1 protein-coding gene is annotated in these 2,843 nt (G+C 60.9%); it reads right to left on the bottom strand.

Annotated features, from left to right (window positions below; all coding sequences use genetic code 11):
* The coding region (locus tag MJD61_02470) for a VCBS repeat-containing protein (protein MCG8554143.1) at window positions 1–2,821 on the bottom strand (2,821 nt) is incomplete at its 3' end.
* Between the last annotated feature and the right edge of the window lie 22 nt (window positions 2,822–2,843).

Raw genomic sequence — 2,843 nt, forward strand, 5'->3', positions numbered from 1 at the left:
AGCGCTGTTCGGTGGTGGCGTCCGGCAGCTCATGGCCTGCGCTGTCGATGCCGCGAATGACCGAGGTCACGCGGTCCAAGGCGTCGTAGCTGAAGCTCGAAAAGACGGGGGGCTTGCCCTCTTTGGAGAAGCGGCTGATGCGCTCGAGACGGCCGAAGTCGTCGTACCGCGCTGCTTGATGCACTCGGGTGGCGGTGTTGCCGTCCGCTGTGGTCAGGGTGGGACGCCCATGCAGGTCGTGGCTCACCACCGTCGACCTGGACCAGACCGTCTTGTCGACGTTCAGCTGGCCTTCGTCCAGGATGGTGACCACCACCGAGGTCGCCTGGCCGGTTCCCCGAGCGTAATTGAACTGGGTTCGCACGCCCGCGCCGTCCACCTGGTAGCGGGGGCGCCCAAAGCCGTCCGGGATGCTGAAGGTCTCGATCCTCTGGTCGTTGGGCAGCGCCGGGTCGGAGGTGTGTAGCAGCATACCGAGCCCACGGTCGTAACCCAGGTCCACTGTGTGGCTATTATCGTCGGTGACCGACACGGGAAGCACGTTATTGCCGTCGTAAGCGATGCTCGTGGTGCGGTGCTGGCGACCATCGGCGGTCTCGCCCTCTTCTCCGATCGACGTAACATTGCCGAGGGCATCGTGCCCGAACGCCGTGAAGCTAACCTTGTTGTCTTGCCGCTCGATCGTGCGGGTTTTCAAGACGCCCTTGTGGTAGAAGGCGTGATTCTTATCGGTGTAGTAGAAGTAGCCCGTGCTGCGGCTCTTGGTTGCTGCCCCGCGGGTGCTCTTGACGGTTCTGGAAACCGGCAGGCCCAAAATCCAGTGGTCCTCGATGTTGTCGTACGTCGTGGTCACCAGATCGGTGCGCCCGTCGCTGTACTTGGTCTCGATGCTCTTCGGATTACCGTAGCCATCGTAGTCACTAAAGGTCTCGTCGACTTGCCGAGTGATTTGGCTGCCCCAAACCTCGCTGGTCTTTCGGGTCGTGGGGTAGACATGGATGGCGGGCCTAACCTCGTTGTTAGGTCCTTTCAGCTGCCAGAAGTCAGCCTCCGCATCAACGTGATTCAGGTGCTTCTGAAAAGTTGCTCCGCTGCTACCCGGGTCCGAAACCTGCTCGCGCTTCTTGACCCGACCGGCGTAGGGGTAAAGGCCCCCTGGGTCCAGCCGAGTCCGGTTGTCGAAGCTGTACTTGGTGGTGTGCTCCCCAGCCCGGTCCAGGTCCACGACCGTGTGCCATTGAAACCCTAGCCAGCCACGACCCGAATGGTCCGAAAGACCTGCCCCGTAATGGTGGGCGAAGTTGCGGCGGAAGCTCACAGGGTCTCCCTCGCTGTACACCGATTGCCAGACGTAGTGCTTGGAGACCACGGCATGGCGCGGATAGCGGCAGTTGCGGGGATGGCCGCATCCCAGGTACGTGTGCTCGTACACGTCGCTGTTGGTCAGGTTTTCGTATTCGAACTCCATCCGGAAAGCGTCGCGTTGCTTGACCGCTTCGAGCAAGGGCTTGTGGGGACCCGTGCGCAGCTCGGCTTGCCAGACGTCGACGGAACTGTCGTAGTAGCCGAGGTCGTTCATGCCGTCGCCGTTGGCATCGTAGCGCGTCAGAGACTGGTTCGGTGCTTCGATGCCGGCTAGTGCAAAGCCGAAGCCATCGTGTGTGCTGCGCACCGACAGCCACTTTTCTTGGTAGAAGGTGACGATGTCTTCTTTGCCGTCGCCGTTTTCGTCGATCACGTAATGGTGTGAGTCGAGCGCCGTCCGAAACTGAGCCAGGTCAAACGTCATGCCCGGCGGCATGGCCAGGTTCATTTCGTATCGACCTACCGTCAGGGAGGGGGCCTCCTTGTCCACCACTGCGACAAAGGGATTGCCCACGTTTATGAACGCATCGCCTTCGCCGTTTTGCTGCAAACTCGAGAAATCAAAGAAATCCGGGCGCCCGTCACCGTTCCAATCGATGCGCACGCTCCTGGTGTGATGGAGCGCTGTCCAGAAGCCGCTACCGGTGGGATTCCAAGCCCACAGCGGCGCCTGAACCACTCGCTTGTCCTTCGCATGGTAGTACACCAGCCGCGATACCGAATTGTGAGCAACGAGCACCTCCTCGACCCCGTTGCCGTCCAGGTCCACTACTTCGGAGCCCGTGCACGTGTTCACACCCCAAAAACCCCATGCTTCGGTCCAGGTTGCAAACCCGCCGGTCCGCAGGTGTCGGCGCAAGGTCCAGCTACCGTCGTCGCAGTACAGCAGGTCCTTCAGACCGTCACCGTCCACGTCGGCGCCGAGCACCTTGTCGAACGCGAGGCCACTGGCAACTGCATTGTCCAAAACCTTTAGCCTATGGTTCGACCAGTAGAGGTACTTCACTTCCGAGCCGTCAGGCGGTATCGCCAAAATGCCGTCCCAACCAAGGTTTTGGTAATCGGTTATCACAAAGTGGTTACCGCTAAGACTCGCAGCAGGAGCCGCATGCCAGCTTGTCCCATCCACCAACATGTGCCAGCCGGACTGGTCCATGATCAGCACGTCGTCCTTGCCGCTTCCGTTGATGTCCAGCCGGGCGGCGGTAGCGGCCGCGTCGAGCCCGATGGCAGGGCTCTGCAAGCTGCCTGCAAAGCCGGTCAACACCTCATCGTAGTCGAAATCCAGGTAGCCGCGACACTTGAGCTCGTTGTCCTCGGCAGCGCCATGAGGCACCACCCGCTTGCGAGCACACTCCACCACCTGATCCAACACAGACAGGCCGCCCGATGTCTGGTAGCTGAGGCGGTACTCGCGGATCTGCTGCTTGCCTACGAAGGTCTTGATCTCGGTCAAGCGCTGTTCTCGGCGATACTCA

The organism is Pseudomonadota bacterium, from assembly GCA_022361155.1.
Lineage (GTDB): Bacteria > Myxococcota_A > Polyangia > Polyangiales > JAKSBK01 > JAKSBK01.